The sequence below is a fragment of the Sphingomonas sp. genome (assembly GCF_036677245.1).
Lineage (GTDB): Bacteria > Pseudomonadota > Alphaproteobacteria > Sphingomonadales > Sphingomonadaceae > Allosphingosinicella.
Window position 1 is genome coordinate 17868 of the sequence record NZ_JAKFCG010000045.1, and the last position, 14140, is coordinate 32007.

Consider the following 14140-nt stretch of genomic DNA (forward strand, 5'->3'; position numbering starts at 1 on the left):
CTCGATCACCGCCCCTGAGGCTGCTGCGCGTTCGCCGGCGCCGCGGGCGCGGTGACGCTGACGCTGGTGAGCTGCTGGTTGAGCTGGGCCAGAACGTCGTTGGTGACGTCGATCGACGGCGAGGTCGCGAGCGTCGCCTGCATGTCGACCGCGATGTTCGCACCACGGCTCTGCATCACCGACTTGATGATCGGATCGAGCTTGGCGTTGATCTGCTGCGCGACATATTGCTGGTTGCGCTGGATCGTCGCCTGGCGGTTCTGCAGCTCCTGGTTGGCGGTGTTCTGCCGCGCCTGGAACGCCTGGATGCGCCCCTGAAGCGCCGCGTCGGGCGCCTTTCCGCCAAGCGCCTTCAGCGTATTCTCGAGCGACTGCCCCTCGGTCTGGATCGGCTGGCCGAGCTGCTGGGCGCGCTGGCGGGCCTGATCGACCTGCTGCTGAAGCTGCGTCTGCGCCGTCCTGCAGGCGTTGCATTCGCGGAAGATGCGGGCGGTGTCGATGACGGCGACGACCGCCGCGCCGAGACGCTGTGCGGGCGCGGATGCCGGAACGGCGATGGCGAGGGCGGCGAAGGCCGTCCCAAAGACGAGTTTGTTCATCAGAATGCGGTTCCTACGTTGAACGTGATCAATTTCGTGTCGTCGCCGTCAACCTTTACCAGCGCCTTGGCTATATCGATCCTGAACGGACCGAACGGCGAGTTCCAGTTGACGCCGAAGCCGACCGAGACGCGCGGCTTCGGTGAATCGCCGAGATAATCTTCGTCGAAGAACGAATTGAGGCCGAGGGCCGTCCCCGCCGGGCAGCTGGCACCGTCGGGGAGTGGCGCAGCGCTGCCGTTGGGCGCGACGCAGACCCTGAACGGCTCGTTGGTGATGGGGTCCCTGAGGCCGAACACCGCGCCGGCATCGACGAACACCGACGGCCGCAGGCCGAGCTCGCGGCCGCCCGAGCCGAGCGGAATCTCGAGCTCGAGATGGCCGACGTAATAAGCGCGGCCGCCAAGCGCGTCGTCGACCACATTATTGTCGTCGGTGTTGCGCACGATGTTGCCGGCGCCGTCGAGGCTGACCTGGAAGCGCTGGACCCGGGGCCCGACGCCGCGAATCGCGAAGCCGCGCATTTGCGGCTCGCCAAGGAAGAAGCGGTCGGTCAGGCGCACCGCATCATTGCCCGGCGAACGGTCATTCTCGAAACTATGGATGTAGCCGCCCTCGGCCCGCGTCGAGAAGATGAATCCGCTGTCGCCGATGCCCCAATATTTGGCGCCGCTGACGCGCGTGCGCAGATATTTGACGTCGCCGCCGAGCCCCGCGACGTCCTGGCTGAGCGAGAGCTGCTCGCCGGCCGACGGCCGCAGGCGGTTGTTGAGCGTATCGTAGACCAAAGAGTAGCCGACCGAAGAGGTCAGGCGATTGCCGATCGCGTCGCACAGATAACGGCCGGCCTTGAGCGGATCGCAGACGCCGTTGGTGAAGAACAGATCCTCGTCGAGCGAGACCTCGTCATAATTGAGGCCGTAGCGCAGCTGCAGCGACATATATTCGGTCAGCGGCACGCCGACGCGAAGCTGGCCGCCGGTCGTGATCTGTTCATAGGTCTCGTTACGATCGTTGCCGATGTAATTGAAACTATTGTAGTCGCGCCGGTAGACGCTGCCGCCGAGCGCGATGTTGCGATCGAACAGATAGGGTTCGGTAAAGCCGAGCTCGATCGACTTGGAATAGCTCGAATAATTGACGCCCGCGGTCAAGGTCTGGCCCTTGCCCATGAAGTTGCGCTGGGTGATCGACAGATTGACCAGGAAGCGCTCGAGGCTCGAGAAGCCGGCCGAGACCTGGAGCTCGCCGGTCGAGCGTTCCTCCGCGTTGACCGCGAGGATGACGCGATCGGGAGACGAACCCGGCTGCTGCTCGATCTCGAGATTCTCCTGGAAGAAGCCGAGCGACTGGATGCGGTCGCGCGAGCGCTTGACCCGCACGCTGTTGAACGGATCGCCTTCGGCGAGGCGGAACTCGCGACGCACCACCTTGTCACGGGTTGCGGTGTTGCCGTTGATGTCGACGCGCTCGACATAGACCCTCGGCGCATCGGCGATCTGGAACGTCACGGACATCGTCCGCGCATCCTTGTCGCGATTGAAATTGGGGCGGACGTCGGCGAATGCATAGCCGTAGAGGCCGGCCGCCTCGTTGATCGAGGTGACGGTGTCCTCGATCTTCTTGGCGTTGTACCAGTCACCCTTCTCGAATGGCACGAGGCGTTGCACCGCTTCCGGCTTGAGGTCGCGGATCTCGCTCTCGACATTGACGTCGCCGAACTTGTAGCGTTCGCCTTCCTCGACCACGTACGTGATCACGAAATCGCGCTTGTCGGGCGTCAGCTCCGCGACCGCGGAGACGACGCGGAAATCGGCATAGCCCTCGGTCAGATAGAATTGGCGCAGCTTCTGCTGGTCATAGGCCAGCCGATCGGGATCGTAGCCGTCGCTCGAGCTGAAGAAGCGGAACAGGCGCGACTGCTTGGTCGCCATCTGCGAGCGCAGGTCGCTGTCCGAGAATTCCTCGTTGCCGAGCACGTTGATCTGGCGGACCTTGGATTTGGGACCCTCGTTGATCTCGAACACCAGGTCGACGCGATTCTGGTCGAGCTGGACGATCTTGGGCTCGACCTCGGCCGCGAAACGGCCCTGCCGGCGATAGAGCTCGATGATCCGCGCCACGTCCGCCCGGACCTTCGAGCGGGTGAAGATCTGACGCGGTGCGAGCTTGATCTCGGGATTGATCTTGTCTTCCTTGAGGCGCTTGTTGCCCTCGAGGATGATGCGGTTGATCACCGGATTCTCGCGCACCTGGACGACGATGTTGCCGGTGTCGGCGCCGCTGATCACCACGTCGGCGAACAATTCGGTCTCGTAGAGCGCCCTCAGCGCCGCATCGAGCCGCTCGCGGTCATAGGGCTCGCCGACCCGCAGCGGCATGTAGGAAATGACCGTCTCGGGCTCGAGGCGCTGATTGCCGACGACGGCGATCGTGCGGATCGTCCCTGCCATTGCCGGGGCCGGTGCGGCAGTCGCCGCAGCCGGGGCGGCGGTCTCCGGCGCGCTGGTGGCCGGCGCGGCCGCTTCGGCGGCAGGCTGCGTCGCGGCGTCCTGCGCGACCGCAGGCGCCGAAAGCGCGCCCAAGCTGCTGCCGACGAGCAATGCCGAGCAAAGGCGGCGGCTGTTGGAAAATGATCTCATCGGCTGCACGCGTCCCCGCCCTTCATATTCCAGCCGCCGTAGGCGCGGCCGTTCAACGCACTCTTTGGGCCAGTTTGACCCACTCACTGCCAGCCCTGCCTCAACACGCTCAGCCGATCAACCCGCCAAGCCCTTTCCAGAGCCCAAAAGACGCCAGATCGTTGAAGGTGACGAAGATCATCAATGCCAGCAATGCGGTCAGGCCGGCCTTGAACGCCCACTCCATCGCCTGCGGGTTGACCGGCTTACGCCGCACACCCTCGATCGTGTAGAAAAGCAGGTGGCCGCCATCGAGCAGCGGGATTGGCAAGAGGTTGATGAATCCCAGATTAATCGAGATGACCGCCATCAACCAGACGAACGGCAGCCAGCCCAGGGTGGCCTGCTGTCCCGAGACCTGCGCAATCTTGAGCGGCCCGCCGAGCTCCTTGACCGACCTCTGCCCCTGAAGCAGCTGCCCCATCGTGACGACGATCGCCTCGACCGTGTCGCACGTCTTGGCAAAGGCCCGCCCCAGCAGCTGCGACGGCGGCAGCTTCGCGAACGCGATCATGCCGGATTGCACGCCCAATCTGCCCGCGCGCGCCTTGTTGCCGAAGGAATCGGAGAGCTCGATCGAGCCGATCGTCACCGGCAGCCGCAAATGCGCGCTGCCGCGCTGCACCACGAGCTCGGTGGTCTGTCCCGGGCGCAGCATCGCATATTCGCCGAGCTCGGCGAACGTGCTGATCTCCCGCCCGCCGATCGCACGGATATGGTCGCCGGGACGAACGCCGGCGCGTTGCGCTGCGCTGCCGGCTTCGACGGCGGTGACGACCGCGGGTGTCGTCGGATAGCCCACCACTGCAAAGATGCCGACGAACAGCAGCACCGCGAACAGAAAGTTGGTCAGCGGCCCGGCCAGCACGATCAGGAAACGCTGCCACACCGGCTTGGCCTGGAAGGTCTGCGCGCGCTCGGCCGGCGGCAGCGCCAGCCAGGCGTCGGTGGGTTGGCTGGCGGGGTTCATGTCACCGGCGAACTTCACATAGCCGCCGAGCGGCAGCCAGGCGAGCTTCCAGCGGGTGCCTCTTTTGTCGGTCCAGCCCATGATCTGGCGGCCGAAGCCGATCGAGAAGACTTCGGCTTTCACCCCGAACCAGCGCCCGACGAAATAATGGCCGAGCTCGTGGATGAAGACGAGCGGGCCGATGATCAGCAGGAAGCTCAGGGCCATGAAACCCAGGCCGGGACTCTCGAGCATTAGACCAACACCCTTTCCACTGCCCGCTGTGCACGTTCGCGCGCCTGGCGATCGACTTCGAGCACGTCGTCGAGCGAAACGGGCGCGGGAGGATCGAAGCTTTCGAGAATTTCACGTGCGATTGCAGCAATATCGAGGAAGCCGATGCCATTGTCCAGAAATGATGCGACCGCGACCTCGTTGGCGGCGCTGAGCACCGCCGGCTTGGCCCCGCCAGCGCGCAGCGCCTCCCTGGCGAGGCCGAGCGCGGGAAAGCGCTCGAGGTCGGGGGCTTCGAAGTCGAGCGCTCCAACCTTGACCAGGTCGAGCCGCTCGCATGGCGTCTCCATCCGCTCGGGCCAGGCCAAAGTATGCGCGATCGGGATGCGCATGTCCGGCGCGCCAAGCTGGGCGAGCACCGATCCGTCGACATATTCGACCAGGCTGTGAACGACCGACTGCGGGTGGACGACGACATCGAATGCGTCGGCCGCGAGCGGGAACAGATGAAAAGCTTCGATCAGCTCGAGGCCCTTGTTCATCAAGGTGGCTGAATCGACCGAGATCTTCGCGCCCATCGACCAATTCGGGTGCGCGATCGCCGCTGCTGGCGTGGCAGTCCGCATCTCCTCGAGGGTCGCGCGGCGAAAAGGGCCGCCGCTCGCCGTCAGGGTCACCCGCCGCACTGCACCCGGGCGCGCTTCGTCGAAGCATTGGAAGATCGCATTATGCTCGGAATCGACCGGCAGGATCTTGGCGCCGCCGGCCTGCGCGGCGCGAGTCATGATCTCGCCCGCCGACACCAGCGCTTCCTTGTTGGCGAGCGCGAGCGTGCCGCCTTGCTCGAGCGCCTTCATCGCCGGCCGCAGGCCTGCGAAGCCGACGATCGCCGCCATCGTCCAGTCGGCACCGGACGCAGCGGCTTCGATGATGGCGGCGTCGCCCGCCGCAGCTTCAATGCCCGAGCCGGACAGCGCATCCTGCAATGCGCGATAGGCCGCGGGATCGGCGATCACCGCGCGCCGTGCCCCCACCCGCCGTGCGGCAGCGGCAAGGCCGGCGACATCGCGGTGAGCGGTGAGCGCCATCACCTCGAAGCGATCGCGGTTGCGGGCGACCAGGTCGAGCGTCGATTGCCCGACCGAGCCGGTTGCCCCGAGGATCACGATCGTGCGCATGCGGCCCTCGTCCCGGCCCCTGCCGGGCCCGCCGCCCTCGGCGCGGCTCACAGGATCACCAGCAGCAACCCCATCGTGGCGATGATCACCGGCAGCAGGCCGTCCAGCCTGTCCAGCACTCCGCCATGTCCGGGAAGGATCGTGCCGCTGTCCTTGACCCCCGCCCGCCGCTTCAGCCAGCTCTCATAGAGATCGCCTCCCTGCGCGATCAGCCCCATCAGCGCGCCGGCAAAGGCGAAGATCGGCTCGAGCGCGAACATTTGCGCGACCAGAAAGCCGATGATCCCCGCGCCGATCATGCCGCCGATGAGGCCGGCCCAGGTCTTGTTCGGGCTGATCCGCGGCGCAAGCTTGGGGCCGCCGATCGAGCGGCCTGCGAAATAAGCGAAAATGTCGGTCGCCCAGGTGACGACGAGCGCCCACAAGACGAGCTCGAACCACAGCCAGTGGAGGACCAGCAGGATGAAGGCGGGAAGCGCAAGATAGAGAAAGCCGCCGAGCATCGTCACGCGGCGGCTGGCAAGCCCGATCAGCAGCGCCGGCAGCGCCGCGAGCGCGATCCCGGTCCAGGCCGGACCAAAGCTCGCCAGGCTGATCTCAGCATCCATTTCGTCGGCGGGAAACAGCCATTGCGTGACGATGAGCAGGTAGACGACGATCAGCGCGGCGCTCGCCCAAGCCCATTTGCGGGGAACGCGGTGCATGTCGCTCCATTCGATCATCATGATCGCGGCAGCGGCGGCGACGAGGATCCTGAAATACCAGCCCCCATAAAAGACGGCCAGGAGAGCGACCGCGACCATGACGACGCCCGCGACGAAGCGGGTCGAGAGGTCCGGCGTGCGGATCGGATCTTCGGCGTCGCCGCTCATCGGCCACCGAAGCGGCGCTCGCGGCCGGCATAATCGGCGAGCGCGGCGGCGAATGCCGCGCCGTCGAAGTCCGGCCACAAGGTGTCGACGAACAGAAGCTCGGCATAAGCCGCCTGCCAGAGCAGGAAATTGGACAGGCGATGCTCGCCCGAGGTGCGGATCAGCAGGTCGAGCGGCGGCAGCTCGGCGGTGTCGAGCTCGGCCTCGATCGCCGTTTCATCGATCGCTCCAGGGTCGATCTCGCCGGCGGCCGCACGTTCGGCGATCGCCCGCGCGGCGTGCACCAGCTCGGCGCGCGAACCGTAATTGAGCGCGATCACCAATGTTCGCTTGGTGTTGCCGGCCGTCTTGGCGACCGCCTGGTCGACCATCTTCGCCGTCTCGGCGGGGAACTTGCGGTGATCGCCGATGATCTTCAGCCGCACGCCCTCGGCGTGGAGCGCGTTGAGCTCGCGGCCGATGTAGAGCCTCAGCAGCCCCATCAGCGAATCGATCTCGTCGCCTGAGCGTTTCCAATTCTCGGACGAAAAAGCGTAGAGGGTCAGGCATTCGACCCCGGCGTCGCCCGCCGCGCGCAGAACCTTGCGCGCCGCCTCGGCACCGGCGCGGTGGCCGGCGACCCTCGGCAGGCCGCGTGCCTTGGCCCAGCGGCCGTTGCCATCCATGATGATCGCGACGTGGCGCGGCACCGCGCTAGACCCGCCGTCCTTCTCGGGGCCCCCGTCCTTCTCAGGCTTGGCGTCCTTCTCGGGCAGAGTGGTGCTGGCCGGCCGAGCGGTCACTGCTGCAGGATTTCCTTTTCCTTGGCCGATGCCGCCGCGTCGATTTCGGCGATCGTCTCGTCGGTCAGCTTCTGGACCTCGTTCTCGAGCCTTTTCTGATCGTCCTGGCCGATCTCGCCTTTCTTCTCGTCCTGCTTGACCAGATCCATGCCGTCGCGGCGCACGTTGCGCACCGCAATGCGCGCCTTTTCAGCATATTGGCCGGCAAGCTTCGCAAGCTCCTTGCGGCGTTCCTCGGTCAGATCGGGGATCGGCAGGCGGATATTCTGGCCATCGGAGATCGGGTTGAGGCCAAGCCCGGCGGAACGGATCGCCTTCTCGACCGCCGTGACGTTCGAGCGGTCCCAGACCTGCACGGAGAGCATGCGCGGTTCCGGCGCCGATACGGTGCCGACCTGGCTGAGCGGCATGGTGGCGCCATAGACCTCGACTACTACCGGATCGAGCAAGGTGGTCGAGGCGCGGCCGGTGCGGAGCCCGCCAAGGTCGTGCTTGAGGGCTTCGACGGCGCCGTGCATGCGCCGTTGCAGATCGGCTTTGTTATAGGCTGGCATCTCTCACTCCTCGTTCCGAACGATCGTCGCAACGCCTTCACCCGCGAGCACGCGCACGAGATTGCCCTGTTCGCGGATGTTGAACACAACGATCGGGATATTGTTGTCGCGGCACAAGGCGACAGCGCTTGCGTCCATCACCTTGAGATCATCGCTGAGCACCCGGCTGAAGCTCACCTGGTCATAGCGCGTGGCATCGCGCACCTTCTTGGGATCGGCGTTATAGACGCCGTCGACGCTGGTGCCCTTGAACAAAGCATCGCAGCCCATCTCCGCCGCACGCAGTGCGGCGGCAGTGTCGGTGGTGAAGAACGGATTGCCGGTGCCGGCCGCGAATATCACCACCCGGCCCTTCTCCATATGGCGCATCGCGCGGCGCCTTATGTAGGGCTCGGACACCGATGCCATCGGGATCGCCGACTGGACTCTTGTGTCGACGCCGATCTTCTCGAGCGCATTCTGCATCGCAAGCGCATTCATCACCGTCGCGAGCATACCCATATAATCGGCGCTGGTGCGGTCGAAGCCCTTGGCCGCCGCGGCGAGGCCGCGAAAGATGTTGCCGCCGCCGACGACCACGCACAATTCGTGTCCCGCCTCCTGCGCCTGCTTGATCTCGCCGGCGAGCCGCGAGGTCGTGTCGGGGTCGATTCCGAACTGCCCCTCCCCCATCAACGCCTCGCCCGACAGCTTCAGCAGGATGCGGTTGAAGCGCGGGCGCGTCATAGGGATTTCGTCCGATCGGCTGATCAAAGTGGAAGGTGGCGCACCTTAATCAGGACGCGCCAGCCTGCCAAGGAATTGGTTTGCGCAGGCAGGCGTCGAAGCGATGGTCTTGAGGCAGACGGACCGGCCGTTCCCGCATCGGGGCCCGCACGGAAAAGCCGGTCCGGTTTGAGCTGCGTTAAGCGGGCTCGCGCACGCCGGCCGCCGCGGCGACCTCGGCGGCGAAATCGCTTTCCTTCTTCTCGATGCCTTCGCCGAGCTGGAAGCGGACATAGGCAGCGAGGGTGATCTGCGAGCCGGTCTTCTTGGCCTCGGCAGCGATGACGTCCTCGACCTTGGTCTTGTTGTCCATCACGAACAGCTGGCTGAGCAGCGCATTTTCCTTGCGGAACTTGGCGATCGCGCCGTCGACCATCTTCTCGACGATATTCGCCGGCTTGCCCGATTCCGAGGCTTTCTCGGAGGCGATCGCGCGCTCGCGCTCGACCAAAGCCGGATCGAGGTCCTCGCCGCGCAGCGCGAGCGGGTTGGCGGCGGCGATGTGCATCGCCAGCTGCTTGCCGAGCGCCTCGAGCGCGGCCTTGTCGCCATTGCCCTCGAGCGCGACCAGCACGCCGATCTTGCCGAGGCCCGCGGTGACGGCATTGTGGACGTAGGAGACGACTGCGCCTTCGGAGACTTCGACCACGCCAACGCGTCGCAGCGACTGATTCTCGCCGATCGTCGCGATGTTCGCGGTGAGCTTCTCCTCGACGGTGCCGCCCTCCGGCCAGCGCGCGGCGGCCAGCGCAGCGACGTCGCCATTGCCGTCGAGCGCAAGCTCGGCGACGGTGCGGACGAAGTCCTGGAACTGCTCGTTCTTGGCGACGAAGTCGGTCTCGCTGTTGACCTCGACGACGGCGCCCCTGGTGCCGCGCACGCTGACGCCGACAAGGCCCTCAGCCGCGGTGCGACCGGCCTTCTTCGCGGCGGCCGCCAGGCCCTTGGTGCGCAACCAGTCGATCGCGGCTTCCATGTCGCCGGCGGTCTCGCCGAGCGCTTTCTTGCAATCCATCATTCCGGCCCCGGTGCGCTCGCGCAGTTCCTTGACCGTTGCGGCAGTGACTTCCGCCATGTTCCTGATCCTTCTCAGATAAGCTTGTGGGGCGGCTGCGCGCCCCTCCGCTATTTACCCTGTGTTGCCAGTGGAGCCCCGGCCGTGCCGGGCCTGGATCTCGACCAGGGCTCAGGCCTCGGCCAGAGCCTCTTCCGCCGGCGGCGCATCCATCGCGCCAATGTCCTCGCCGCGCGCGGCAGCGCCGCCCGTACGGCCACCAAGCGCCGCATCGGCGATCGCGTCGCAATAGAGGCGGATCGCCCGGCTCGCGTCGTCGTTGCCCGGGACCGGGAAGGCGATGCCCTGCGGGCTGACGTTCGAATCGAGGATCGCGACGACCGGGATGCCGAGCACATTGGCTTCCTTGATCGCCAGCTCTTCCTTGTTGGCGTCGACGACGAAGATCACGTCGGGCAGGCCGCCCATGTCCCGGATGCCGCCGAGCGACAGCTCGAACTTGTCGCGCTCGCGGGTCAGCTGGAGGACCTCTTTCTTGGTGAGTCCGGTGGTATCACCGGACAGCTGCTCCTCGAGGCTCTTGAAGCGCTTGATCGAGTTGGAGATCGTCTTCCAGTTGGTGAGCATGCCGCCCAGCCAGCGGTGGTTGACGAAATGCTGCCCCGAGCGGCGCGCCGCCTCGGCGATCGGATCCTGCGCCTGGCGCTTGGTGCCGACGAACAGCACCTTGCCGCCGGCGGCGACCGACTGGCGTACGAAGTCGAGCGCACGCGCGAACAACGGCACGGTCTGCGAAAGATCGATGATATGGACCCCGTTGCGTTCGCCGAAGATGTACGGCTTCATCTTGGGGTTCCAGCGATGGGTCTGGTGGCCGAAATGCGCTCCGGCCTCAAGCAATGCCTGCATGGAAACGTCTGGCGACGCCATGGTCTATTCTCCTTCCGGTTATACCTCTGCGGGGCCGAGAAGCTGGTTTCCCAACCACCGGTGATGATGGCTCCGCATGTGGAATGGCGCGCATCTAGCTGCGCCGGCGTCCGAAATCAAGATGTTGACGGTATTTGACGGGCGGACGCCCTGAGCCGCGACGCAAAGCACGCTTTGTCTCCGCGCTGCATCCCGGTCACGAGCATGCCGTTGTTCTCGCATTAATCGGAACGGCAGTTGACAACGGAACAAATCATGAACATACAGTAGAAACAACATCGTAGGAACTTAATCCACCTCAAGGCCGTTTTGCTGTGGATAAAATAGGGGAAAAGCTGTGACTCACATTGCTGCAGGTCTATTTTTCGCACTGATCCTCATCGGTGCGGCGGCCGTCCTCCACATCACCGTTCGCGAGCATTTGAACGAGATCCTCGCCGCCTTGTTCGGCGAGGCCCAGGCGCGTCGCCAGCGCCCCTGGGGGCGCCGCGTCAGAGTGACGGTGCGGCGGGATCCTGCGCCGGCGCGCGCGATGCAGCAGCGCGCTGCCGCTTGACCTTCGCATAGCTGTAGATGCTGAGCGGGATCAGCAGCGCGTAGAGCAAAGCAGCGACGCTGAGCGTCGGCCACGGCTTTTGCAGCAGCGCGGCGCCGACCACGACGATCAAGGCGAGCGCCCCGAGCCGGACGTGGCTGCGAAGGCGGACAGAGCCCCACGAGAAGGTCGCGAGGTTCGAGATCATCAGGAATGCGACCAGCGCCGACCACGGTGCCACCAGCCAAGGTTGACGGAAGACGTCATTCCCGGTCGCGAGCCACAGGAACAGCGGCAGGAACAGCAATCCCGCTCCGGCCGGCGCGGGGACGCCGGTCAGATAGCCGGCCGATTTGTGCGGCTGGTCGTCGGCATCGATATTGGCGTTGAAGCGCGCGAGACGCAACGCCGCGCAGGCCGCGTAGGCGAGCGCGAACAACCAGCCCCATCCCGTCCAGAAGCCGAGCAGCTCTCCGGGCTCGAGCGGTTCGAGCACCCATTGATAGATGATCAGCGCCGGCGCGACGCCGAAGGCGGTGACGTCGGACAGCGAATCGAGCTCCGCACCGAACCGGCTGGCGCCGTTGAGCAGCCGTGCGATCCGCCCGTCCAGCCCGTCGAGCAATGCCGCTATCGCGATCGCGGCGGCGGCATTCCGCCACTCGCCGTCGATCCCGTAGCGGATCCCGAACAGCCCCGAGCAGAGCGCGAGCGCGGTGACCGCGTTGGGCACGATCGTCCGCAGCGGAATGCCTCGTCTTGGCCGTGGCGCGCCGCTTTGCCTCACTGGCTGATTCCGGACGGTGCCTCGGCGACGCCGATGCGGGCGACGATCGTCTCGCCCGCGATCGTGCGTTGGCCGAGCATCACCTGCGGGGCCGTGCCCACCGGGAGATAGACGTCGACCCGGCTGCCGAAGCGGATCAGGCCGACGCGCTGGCCGGCGCCGACGAAGTCGCCGACCTTGATCCAGGGCACGATGCGCCGTGCGACCAGGCCCGCGATCTGGGTGAAGCCGACGCGGACACCCTCATTGCCTTCGACCAATATGTGCTGGCGCTCATTGTCCTCGCTGGCCTTGTCGAGGTCGGCGTTGAGGAACTTGCCGGCGATGTAGACGATGCGCGTGATCTTGCCGGCGATCGGCGCACGATTGATGTGGACGTCGAACACGCTCATGAAGATCGACACGCGGGTCACCGGTGCGGCGCCGAGCGCATCCTCGCCGCTCAGCTCGCGCGGCGGCAGCACCTCGGTGATCATCGTCACCATGCCGTCGGCCGGGGCGATCACCAGCCCCTCCCCCTTTGGCGTCGTGCGGATCGGATCGCGAAAGAAGGCGGCGACCCACAAGGTCACGCCCGCCATCGGCCAGGCAAGCGTTTCCCACGCCAGCAGCGCAAACACCAGGCTGAGCGCCGCCGCGATGACCACGAACTTGCGACCTTCGGGATGGACGTTCGGCATCCGGTAGCGGACGTTGGTGGTGACGAGGTCCGGCTTTTCGAGCGATGTCATGCGGCGTCCTTAGACCGTGATCTCCTCCGGTCGAAATCCGTCAGGCACCAATTCCGCCCCCGAATGTCGAGAGCCGATCCAGGCCTTCCGCGAAACGTGAACGGCTTCGACCGAGGGTGCTCAGGCTCTTAGTCGCACCGCTGCGGCGAAACAACCGGCCAGCGCCAATCGCCCCAGACATGGACGAAGCCAGGGCCCAAGACAGCAACCATATGCGGGCGCGCCTCCTCCGGTTGATCAGCGCGCGTGCACCGCTTACAGCGCCCCCCGAACGCGAACGAAGCAACCCAAAAAAGGAAGCGCACGCCCAATGGCCAAAATCAAAGTCAAGACGCCGCTCGTGGAGCTCGACGGCGATGAGATGACCAGGATCATCTGGCAATGGATCCGCGAGCGGCTGATCCTGCCCTATCTCGACGTCGACCTGGTCTATTTCGACCTTGGGGTCGAGCATCGCGACGAGACCGAGGACCGAGTCACGGTCGAAGCCGCCGAGGCGATCAAGAAATATGGCGTCGGCGTCAAATGCGCGACGATCACGCCCGACGAGGCGCGCGTCGAGGAGTTCGGCCTCAAGAAGATGTGGAAATCGCCCAACGGCACGATCCGCAACATCCTCGGCGGCGTCGTCTTCCGTGAGCCGATCGTGATCCAGAACGTGCCGCGGCTGATCCCGGGCTGGACCGACCCGATCGTCATCGGCCGTCATGCCTTCGGCGACCAATATCGCGCGACCGACTTCCGGGTGCCCGGTCCCGGCAAGCTGCGCATGGTCTGGGAAGGCGAGAATGGTGAGCGCATCGAAGAGGAAGTGTTCGATTTCCCGGGTTCGGGCGTCGCGATGGGCATGTACAATCTCGACGATTCGATCCGCGACTTCGCCCGCGCCAGCTTCAATTACGGTCTCGCCCGCGGCTGGCCGGTCTATCTTTCGACCAAGAACACGATCCTCAAGGCCTATGACGGTCGCTTCAAGGATCTGTTCGAGGAGGTGTTCAACGCCGAGTTCAAGACGCAGTTCGACGCCGCCGGCATCGTCTACGAGCATCGCCTGATCGACGACATGGTCGCCTCGGCGCTCAAATGGTCGGGCAAGTTCGTCTGGGCCTGCAAGAACTACGACGGCGACGTCCAGTCCGACCAGGTCGCGCAGGGTTTCGGCTCGCTCGGGCTGATGACCTCGGTGCTGATGACCCCCGACGGCAAGACGATCGAGGCCGAGGCGGCGCACGGCACCGTCACGCGCCATTACCGCATGCACCAGCAGGGCAAGGCGACCTCGACCAACCCGATCGCGTCGATCTTCGCCTGGACCGGCGGCCTCAAATATCGTGGCAAGTTCGACGACACGCCCGAGGTGACCGCGTTCGCCGAGACGCTCGAGCGGGTCTGCATCGAAACCGTCGAGAGCGGCAAGATGACCAAGGACCTCGCCATCCTGATCGGCCCCGAGCAGAGCTGGATGACGACCGAGCAATTCTTCGAAGCGGTCCGCTCCAACCTCGAAAAGGCAATGGCCCCGGCCTGA

Annotated in this window: 13 protein-coding genes; 1 reads left to right on the forward strand and 12 read right to left on the reverse strand. The window is 65.5% G+C overall.

Annotated features, from left to right (window positions below; all coding sequences use genetic code 11):
• Positions 1-5: 5 nt before the first annotated feature.
• The 12 genes from V6M48_RS04585 to V6M48_RS04640 form a co-directional block, all read right to left on the reverse strand.
• Positions 6-599, reverse strand: coding sequence for an OmpH family outer membrane protein (locus V6M48_RS04585; RefSeq protein WP_332811346.1), 594 nt, complete (start codon positions 597-599; stop codon positions 6-8).
• Positions 599-3241, reverse strand: a complete 2643-nt coding sequence (gene bamA, locus V6M48_RS04590) for an outer membrane protein assembly factor BamA (protein ID WP_332811347.1) — start codon at positions 3239-3241, stop codon at positions 599-601. Before bamA ends, V6M48_RS04585 begins: the two co-directional genes overlap by 1 nt.
• 109 nt (positions 3242-3350) lie before the next feature.
• Entirely contained in the window at positions 3351-4484 is a 1134-nt protein-coding gene (locus tag V6M48_RS04595; protein ID WP_332811348.1) for a M50 family metallopeptidase, read from the reverse strand.
• Positions 4484-5641: a 1-deoxy-D-xylulose-5-phosphate reductoisomerase gene (locus tag V6M48_RS04600; RefSeq protein WP_332811349.1), complete on the reverse strand. Its 1158-nt coding sequence runs from the start codon at positions 5639-5641 to the stop codon at positions 4484-4486. The genes V6M48_RS04595 and V6M48_RS04600 overlap by 1 nt, the downstream gene beginning before the upstream one ends.
• Positions 5642-5688: 47 nt before the next feature.
• On the reverse strand, positions 5689-6513 hold the full coding sequence (locus tag V6M48_RS04605; protein ID WP_332811350.1) for a phosphatidate cytidylyltransferase: 825 nt from the start codon (positions 6511-6513) through the stop codon (positions 5689-5691).
• Positions 6510-7202, reverse strand: coding sequence for an isoprenyl transferase (locus V6M48_RS04610; protein WP_332811399.1), 693 nt, complete (start codon positions 7200-7202; stop codon positions 6510-6512). The genes V6M48_RS04605 and V6M48_RS04610 overlap by 4 nt, the downstream gene beginning before the upstream one ends.
• Before the next feature lie 89 nt (positions 7203-7291).
• Positions 7292-7849 (reverse strand): ribosome recycling factor, encoded by a 558-nt coding sequence (gene frr, locus V6M48_RS04615; RefSeq protein WP_332811351.1) that lies wholly within the window; start codon positions 7847-7849, stop codon positions 7292-7294.
• A gap of 3 nt (positions 7850-7852) precedes the next feature.
• Positions 7853-8575, reverse strand: a complete 723-nt coding sequence (gene pyrH / locus V6M48_RS04620) for a UMP kinase (RefSeq protein WP_332811352.1) — start codon at positions 8573-8575, stop codon at positions 7853-7855.
• Between the two features lie 178 nt (positions 8576-8753).
• Complete coding sequence (gene tsf, locus V6M48_RS04625) at positions 8754-9689, reverse strand: translation elongation factor Ts (protein WP_332811353.1); 936 nt, start codon at positions 9687-9689, stop codon at positions 8754-8756.
• 111 nt (positions 9690-9800) lie between these two features.
• The gene (rpsB, locus tag V6M48_RS04630) at positions 9801-10559 is read right to left on the reverse strand and encodes a 30S ribosomal protein S2 (RefSeq protein WP_332811354.1); all 759 of its coding nucleotides are present in this window, start codon (positions 10557-10559) and stop codon (positions 9801-9803) included.
• Positions 10560-11050: 491 nt separating this feature from the next.
• A complete protein-coding gene (locus V6M48_RS04635) occupies positions 11051-11881 on the reverse strand; it encodes a CDP-alcohol phosphatidyltransferase family protein (RefSeq protein ID WP_332811355.1) in 831 nt (276 codons plus the stop codon).
• Positions 11878-12612, reverse strand: a complete 735-nt coding sequence (locus V6M48_RS04640) for a phosphatidylserine decarboxylase (protein ID WP_332811356.1) — start codon at positions 12610-12612, stop codon at positions 11878-11880. Before V6M48_RS04640 ends, V6M48_RS04635 begins: the two co-directional genes overlap by 4 nt.
• 310 nt (positions 12613-12922) lie before the next feature.
• Between V6M48_RS04640 and V6M48_RS04645 the strand changes: the two genes are divergently transcribed.
• Entirely contained in the window at positions 12923-14140 is a 1218-nt protein-coding gene (locus V6M48_RS04645) for an NADP-dependent isocitrate dehydrogenase (RefSeq protein ID WP_332811357.1), read from the forward strand.

Bases quoted from the DNA above. Each gene is read 5' to 3' on its own strand.
- V6M48_RS04595 (WP_332811348.1), bottom strand. From the start codon at position 4,484: ATGCTCGAGAGTCCCGGCCTGGGTTTCATGGCCCTGAGCTTCCTGCTG.
- rpsB (WP_332811354.1), bottom strand. From the start codon at position 10,559: ATGGCGTCGCCAGACGTTTCCATGCAGGCATTGCTTGAGGCCGGAGCG.
- V6M48_RS04640 (WP_332811356.1), bottom strand. From the start codon at position 12,612: ATGACATCGCTCGAAAAGCCGGACCTCGTCACCACCAACGTCCGCTAC.
- V6M48_RS04645 (WP_332811357.1), top strand. From the start codon at position 12,923: ATGGCCAAAATCAAAGTCAAGACGCCGCTCGTGGAGCTCGACGGCGAT.
- frr (WP_332811351.1), bottom strand. From the start codon at position 7,849: ATGCCAGCCTATAACAAAGCCGATCTGCAACGGCGCATGCACGGCGCC.
- V6M48_RS04585 (WP_332811346.1), bottom strand. From the start codon at position 599: ATGAACAAACTCGTCTTTGGGACGGCCTTCGCCGCCCTCGCCATCGCC.
- bamA (WP_332811347.1), bottom strand. From the start codon at position 3,241: ATGAGATCATTTTCCAACAGCCGCCGCCTTTGCTCGGCATTGCTCGTC.
- tsf (WP_332811353.1), bottom strand. From the start codon at position 9,689: ATGGCGGAAGTCACTGCCGCAACGGTCAAGGAACTGCGCGAGCGCACC.
- V6M48_RS04605 (WP_332811350.1), bottom strand. From the start codon at position 6,513: ATGAGCGGCGACGCCGAAGATCCGATCCGCACGCCGGACCTCTCGACC.
- pyrH (WP_332811352.1), bottom strand. From the start codon at position 8,575: ATGACGCGCCCGCGCTTCAACCGCATCCTGCTGAAGCTGTCGGGCGAG.
- V6M48_RS04600 (WP_332811349.1), bottom strand. From the start codon at position 5,641: ATGCGCACGATCGTGATCCTCGGGGCAACCGGCTCGGTCGGGCAATCG.